The organism is Pseudomonas sp., from assembly GCF_026224925.1.
In the GTDB taxonomy this organism is placed as follows: Bacteria; Pseudomonadota; Gammaproteobacteria; order Pseudomonadales; family Pseudomonadaceae; genus Aquipseudomonas.
Genome location: NZ_JAMFRV010000107.1, coordinates 36,739 through 43,574, shown reverse-complemented (window position 1 = coordinate 43,574; position 6,836 = coordinate 36,739). Strand labels below are relative to the sequence as shown.

Annotated in this window: 7 protein-coding genes; 1 reads left to right on the top strand and 6 read right to left on the bottom strand. The window is 59.5% G+C overall.

Translation table 11 applies throughout. The features are described from left to right. Positions 1–34 precede the first annotated feature (34 nt). Entirely contained in the window at positions 35–934 is a 900-nt protein-coding gene (locus M0974_RS04930; protein ID WP_297833501.1) for an AraC family transcriptional regulator, read from the top strand. A 33-nt stretch (positions 935–967) separates the two neighbouring features. Here the strand turns inward: M0974_RS04930 and M0974_RS04925 are convergent, their stop codons facing one another. The 6 genes from M0974_RS04925 to M0974_RS04900 all read right to left on the bottom strand — a co-directional run bounded on the left by M0974_RS04925 (position 968) and on the right by M0974_RS04900 (position 6,816). After that, positions 968–1,894, bottom strand: coding sequence for a zinc-binding dehydrogenase (locus M0974_RS04925; RefSeq protein WP_297833499.1), 927 nt, complete (start codon positions 1,892–1,894; stop codon positions 968–970). 64 nt (positions 1,895–1,958) lie between these two features. Next, the gene (locus M0974_RS04920; protein WP_297833497.1) at positions 1,959–3,236 is read right to left on the bottom strand and encodes an MFS transporter; all 1,278 of its coding nucleotides are present in this window, start codon (positions 3,234–3,236) and stop codon (positions 1,959–1,961) included. A gap of 68 nt (positions 3,237–3,304) precedes the next feature. Continuing rightward, entirely contained in the window at positions 3,305–4,117 is an 813-nt protein-coding gene (locus tag M0974_RS04915) for an SDR family oxidoreductase (RefSeq protein WP_297833495.1), read from the bottom strand. Between the two features lie 14 nt (positions 4,118–4,131). Then, the gene (locus tag M0974_RS04910; protein WP_297833493.1) at positions 4,132–5,514 is read right to left on the bottom strand and encodes a phosphotransferase family protein; all 1,383 of its coding nucleotides are present in this window, start codon (positions 5,512–5,514) and stop codon (positions 4,132–4,134) included. A gap of 31 nt (positions 5,515–5,545) precedes the next feature. Next, positions 5,546–5,980, bottom strand: coding sequence for a nuclear transport factor 2 family protein (locus tag M0974_RS04905; RefSeq protein WP_297833491.1), 435 nt, complete (start codon positions 5,978–5,980; stop codon positions 5,546–5,548). A 38-nt stretch (positions 5,981–6,018) separates the two neighbouring features. Beyond that, positions 6,019–6,816 (bottom strand): SDR family NAD(P)-dependent oxidoreductase, encoded by a 798-nt coding sequence (locus M0974_RS04900; RefSeq protein WP_297833490.1) that lies wholly within the window; start codon positions 6,814–6,816, stop codon positions 6,019–6,021. Positions 6,817–6,836 lie beyond the last annotated feature (20 nt).

The window sequence follows — 6,836 nt, the reverse complement described above, 5'->3', positions numbered from 1 at the left end:
TCCAGAAAAAAACAAAAATGGCTGAAGGTAAAACATGGAAGCTATTCACTACAGCGAATGCGACGACTCCCACGCCGGTCATTTCCATACCGAAGCGGCATTCTCACAGAAAGGCTTCGATATTCGCCTTGAGCTTGCCACCTGGCCCAGCAGCGGAACCGCGTTGGTCGAGACCCACAACAGTTGCCTGATCCGATTGCTGTTGCCGTCGGACGAACCGCAACGAACTGGCCCTACAAACAATCAAGGGAGCTTTTCCGGTGACTCGTGCGCGCACCTCAAACCTTTGGGGCCGCTGCTGTTCATCCCCCACGACACTGCCTTTCACCTCAGGCACGACGTTTGTCAGCAAAAAGCGCTGATCTGCCTGTTCAACCCCGCAAACCTCGGCCCGCTCGCAGCGTATCGCTGGGACTGGGAACGCTGCATCCACGACAGCATGTTGAACCTGGAAAACCGCTACCTGCATGCGTCCTTGCAGCGTCTGGCCGATGAGGTCGCGGCACCCGGGTTTGCCAGCCCACTACACACCGAATACCTGTTGACCAGCATTGCCCTGGAACTGCGCGGCAAATACCTGGGCCGGCAACCCACGCCGACCGTCGAGGGCAAACTGTCACCCGCCCAGTTGCGTCAACTCAATGAACTGTTGGACGCAGGGCCGGAACAAGAACTGTCCCTGCATCAGTTAGCCCGGCTCTGCGACATGCCGGTACGCAAACTGTCGATCTACTTCAAGAACACCACCGGCGTAACCCTGCGGCGCTACGCCGCGCAGGCGAGGATCAACAAGGCCATGGCGTTGCTCAGCGATCCCTGCCTGTTGATCAAACAGGTCGCCTATCAAACCGGTTTCCTCAATGCCGCAGCGTTTACCGCGGCCTTCCGCAAGGAAGTCGGCGTCACGCCCGAGCAGTTTCGCTCGCGCCAATAATTGCAGGCCGCACAAGGCGGCCTGTAATCATCATCAACGACGAATGCTGGCGGTGATCTTCGCGTGGGGACCTTTGACTTGTGCTGCCCAAGCTTCTGCAGCCTGCTCTAGGGTGTAATCGGCGTAATCCACATGGATATGCTGCTCTTGCGCAATCCCCAGCAAACGTTCCCAGATCAACCGGCGATCTGCAGGCGGACGCTGTCCGGTGCCAATGCACGAAAGGTTGCGGAACAGCAGGTCGGCAATGTCTAGCTCGATCTTGCGTCCGGCACCCGTGCCGATGGTCATGATGCGCGCACCCCAGTTGGTCGCCTTGAGTGATGACAGCAAGGGTTGTCCGCAGACCAGATCCAGTACGACGTCAAAGCCACCGTCAGCGGCGTCCTTAAGCGCAGCGGTGTCATCGTCGCCACCAAGACGCACCACCTCATCGGCAAAACCTCGGGACTTGAGGCTAAGCAAGGCCTGTTCCGAGCGCGCCGCGCCCACGACCTTACCCGCGCCCAAGTACCGGGCCAATTGCAGGGCAATCAAGCCAAGCGTGCCAGTGGCGCCGAGGATCAGCACCTTCTCACCTTTCTGGATGTTGGCCTTTTCCAGCGGCACGATAGCGCCGGTGGCGGCAATGCCCATACTAATCGCGGTCTTGTCGTCGATATGGTCTGGCACGTCCCAAACTTCTTCGGTCGGCACCAACGTGCGTTCGGCAAAAGCGCCGAAAGGCTGCACCGAGCGCTCACCGAAATACACCCGACGTCCATCCGCCGTGCGACCGACTCCTTCACCACGAATGACGCAGGGGTAACTCACCCCCAGTCGATAGGCACCCAATACATCCCAACCACCAAGCCCGGCAGTGTCGACATCGATCAGGGTGGCGCCATCCTGAGCTTGCGGCTCGGGGAAATCTTCCAGTACGGGTGGGGCGTTACGCTCGTGAATGACAGCAGCACGCATGACGGACTCCTTATAGTTTTTGTGGTCAGCAACGGTTCTGAATGGCAATAGTAGAACAGTTTTATCAAATATGTCTCACTTTGAGTGAGGCGAAATCATTTTCTGTCTGGGGTTCTTGACTGAACCGGGGATATTGGCCCAGCAGCAACAGCAATAGCGGACCGACGATAAAACAGGCGCAGCTGAAGATCAGCATCGCCTGATAGCTGCCAGTCAGCTTGAATAGCGCGCCAAAGAACAAAGGCGCGATCGCCGCACCGGCAGTGATCAAACCTAGATGCACGCCGAACAGACGGCCGTAATCACGCATGCCGAAATAACGCGCGATCAAGAAGGCCGCTATGTCGAACTCCGCTCCGGCGCCGAGACCCACCAGCAAGGTCGCGAGGATGAACCAGAACGGGTCCGACTCAGCAAAGGCGAAGATCAGGCAGGCGAACGCGGGCATCAGCAATGCCAGCGCGGCCACGCCCGGCGCCCATAACCGGTCAATCAGATACCCCACCACCAGACGTCCGAAGATCAGGGAAATACCGAAGGTGCTGAATACCTGACTGGCTTGCGCGGCGCTCAGCCCGCGATCCTGTAGCAAGGGCACGATGTTGGTCACCAGCCCCACGACACAGGACACCACCAGGGTCATGGACAGGTTGCAGATCCAGAAACGCCAGGAGCGCAATGCGTCGCTCAAGACCATGCCCGATGCAGCGATGACCGGTGCGAGCGATTCAGTCGCCGTTTGAGTGAGCTGCGCCTTGGGCATCAACCAGCGCAATGCCAATGGCAAAGCCAGCAGCACCGGCAGCACCGCCAACGCGATAAATCCGGCCTGCCAGTTCCAGCGGGTGACGGCCCAGGTGGTGATCAGCGGTAGCCCGATGGCGGCCATACCTGAGCCACTGAGAATGATCGCCAGCGCCAGCCCGCGATTCTCTTCGAACCACAGATTGACCAAGTGCGACCAGGTGATCTGCAAGGTGCCCAACCCGGCCAGCGGCACCAGGAAAAAACCCAGATATAACGTCCAGATCGACCCGCCCATACGCGTCAGCAGCAACAGGCTAATCGTCAGCGCCAGCAATGAAATCACGGTCACGGTACGCAGGCCGTACCGCAGGTTCAACCAGCCCGCCAGTTGCGAAGCGACGATAGTGCCCAGAGACAAGGCAGTGATGGCCGCCTGCAATTCACTGCGCCCCCAACCCATGGCGTTTTCCAGCGGAATAACCATGGAACTGAAGCTGTACAGCAGCAATGAACTGGAGCTTGTCGCCACCCCCACCAGCGCCAGAATCAGCACCCGCCATCCGCGTTTGAACTCAATCGAGTTAAAGGTTTTCATGTCGGGTTCTCTTGATTAAACAAACGTTAAATCCGCTACCGCACGTGTGATCAGCCTGACGCGATGTGTCAATCCGCACCAATGAACACCGCTGCTTCGGCGCTTATCTTGATCACATGCGCTCGCCGGGCCTGCCTCATTGCTCCATCGCCAACGGTGTCTTCGGGGTGGACAAAGGTCGGGCCATAGGGCAGTTCATGCAGGGCGATGGTCACGATATCGGACGCGCTGGGCAGTTCCATGCTCAGGGCATCCTTGATGTTCAGCTTGACCATGGCCTGGCGCATGGTCGGCGTATCCACGGTACCGATCAGCAGGTTCAGGACATCGATGCCGTGGTCCTTCCATTCGGCCCAGAGCGATTCACCGAGGTTCAGTGCAAAGGCCTTGGTCGCGCTGTACATGGCCAGCTTGCGAATGCCGCCCAAGGCCGATTGCGAACCGACGAGCACCAGCCCGCCGCGCTGACGCTCGAACATCCTGGCGCCGAATCCATGGCAGCACTCCATCACGGTCAAGGCGTTGAGCCGCAGCAGCGAGGCCCAATCGTCCGTGGAGCTATCTAGGAACCGGGTGATGTACGGGTCGCCACCCGCGTTGTAAACCAACAGACCGATGTCCAGATCCGCCACCGCAGCGATCAACCGTACTGCTGCATCGGGTTGTGCGAGGTCCAGGCTGATGACTCTCACCTCAACGGCGTAACGCTCGATCAATTCCTGCTGCAGATCGCGCAAGGCATCCTCACGCCGCGCGACCAGCACGCAGTTCAATCCGCGCTCGGCCAATTGTCGGGCAAAGGCTGCCCCGACGCCGTGGGAGGCGCCGGCAATCAACGCCCATGGACCGTATTTTTGTTTGAAGTTGTCGAAGGCTGACATGCGAACTCCTGGCACTAAATGGGTGGAAGATCGATATGACTGGCCGAGGCGCCGATGGCGGTGCCGCCAAATACCTGAACCCGTCGTTCAATCTGTGACATGAACAGCTTCAACAAGCGCTGGTCGTATTCCGGCCCCACACTGCGCACGAAAGCGTCCAGCGCCGGGTCCATCTGTGCGTAGTCGTCGAAACGGCGCCCTAATAACAGCTCGGCCTCGTGCTGATCCTGGCGTTGCAGGCTCAGCGTCATGGCGTCGGCTTTGCCCAGGTATTCGATGATCTTGCTCACAGCCTTACGCCGCGATTGCTGAAACTCAGTGTCCACCTCCAATTGCGCCAGGGAGTCTTCGAGCATCCCCAGCAGCGACGCATTGGGTCCGGTTTCGACGATATGCTGCGGCGGGATTTCGATGCCGATACCCATGGATTCGGCCAGGGCATGCACCACCACCCGACGCAACGCCAAATCGAATTCGAGGTAGGTGTCATGGGGATCGCCGGGCTGCGGCGTAGCGACCGTTGAGGAAAACTGCATGGCGCTAACCGTGGAAAACAGCGCGGTATGGAAGCGCACCACGTCCGGATCAGCCGGCTCGCCGGTCAGTTGCTGGTAATAGCGATACAGCTCACTGAACGTCTCGCCCAGTGGCTCGTAGTTGTCACGCATCCGTGCTGATGCCAGATCCGCCAGCGGGTCGCCGATCATGGCGAATTCGAAGTCATACAACGCGTTGACCTGGCCGTTCTCGAACAGGAACTGACCCGAGTCGTACTGCACAAATGCAGCCTTGGTCCGCTGTTGAGGGACGTTGCGACGCAGCCAGCCAAGGGCGAACTCCACCAAAGGCTGGGGCTTACTCTTGTTGCGCTCGTACAAGGGGTAATAGGCTTCGAGTCCGGCCAGGGAAATCTCGGTGGCGGTGCGTTGCAGCCGTATGCCCTTGTCGACGAACGACTGGACGGGCAACTGATGCATGGCCGCCATAGCCCGCACATACTGGCGCGCCACCGAATGACGCTGTTTGTCACCCACCGCAGCACTAACGTCGCGGGTGCCCGGCACCAGTTCCATGATGATGGCCTGAGGGTCTTCGCAGAAGCCGTAGATTCTGGGCACCGGGATGCCCTGTTCGCCCAGCAGGATCAGGATATCAGCCTCGCGTCGCAAGTCCGGGAACGGGCTGACATCGCCACCACGCTCGCCGCGGATGTGCACGCCGATGGTTTCGTCACCGCGCTGCACCTGGATATTCCAGGCCGGACGCCAGCGAATCAGGCGCTGCATGTCAGTCACCCGGCCCCCCAAAAGCTGCTCGACGCAACGCCGCAAGTTGTCCTCGACGACCGAGCTGCTTTGCGCTTGTTGTTTCGAGCCTTGTTGTTCTGATGTTTGCATAACGTTCTCCATTAGTTGCCACGGCCGGGGTCTACGCCCGAGCCGGCCCCCCGACCTGTTCCAGCGCGACGCCCTTTTTCTTCGCCAGATCGGCGGTATCCAAGTACTCGCGCCAAGCAGTGATCAAGCCGCACTCATCCAACTCAAACACCGCCACCATCGAGTGCGGCATCGGTTTTCCGCTGGACACGGCGTAGTCATCGCGCTCGGTCATCACCACGCGGTCTGACGAGACGATATTTTTGATTGTGCAAAGGTTGTGGGTGACGTAGGACATCTGCCGCTGGATCTCCAGCCGCAACGACTCGCGCCCACGAATCACTGGGCCTCCCGGCACCCAGAGCTGCCAGACCGCATCCTCGGCCAGCATCGAGAGAATTTTTTCCAACTGCGGTCGCGACTCGGCGGAACCATCGCCCCAGGCCTGGCAAAATTCGCGAATCAGATTTTCTTGTGGCATGCCCATTTGAGAACTTCCTGTTTAGATCAGTTTTCTAGCCAGATTCAAAGCCAGGCCCGTACCACCGGCACCATAGGTGTGGCGCAACTCATACCGCCGTCGACACGCATCAATGCACCGTTCACGTAAGCGGATTCATCGCTGGCCAGGAACAGCGCCATCGCCGCGATATCTTCTGGCTCGCCCAGCCTCGGAACGTTCTGGATATCGAGGAACGCCTGGGTCATGGCTTCGTTGGCCCAGCCTTCCAGCGCCGGGGTGCGGATCACACCCGGCAAGATCGCGTTGCAGCGCACGCCACGCTTGCCGAAGGTGGCCGCAATGGTCTGTGTGTACCAATTGACGGCGGCCTTGGAAGCGCCATAGCTGAACTGCGCGACTTCACCGGCAATCGAACTGGTGGACGAGGTAAAGATGATCGAGCCGCTGCCCTGCGCCAGCATGTGCGGCAACGCCCACTTGCACGCCAGCACCCCGCCCAGCACGTTGACGCGCATATTGGTGTGGAACAGCGCTTCGTTGAAGTCAATGAAGTCCACATCACGCGCCGTCGCCGGGTTCTTGCTGACCGCGTTGTTGAACAGCACGTCGATGCGTCCGAAGTGGTCAATGGTGCTATCGATCATGTGCTTGAGGTCGGCTTCCACGCCGACATCGACCTTCAGCGCCAGGGCGCTGCCGCCTGCTTCATTTATCGAACGTGCGACCTCCTCTGCGCTGGCGGCATACAGGTCAGTGACCACCACCTGCGCGCCCTCCCGGGCGAATGTCTGTGCGCTGATCCGACCGATGCCGCTGCCCGCGCCGGTGATCACCGCGACTTTTCCTTTGAGACGATTCATGGTTTTACGCTCCTGTTCAG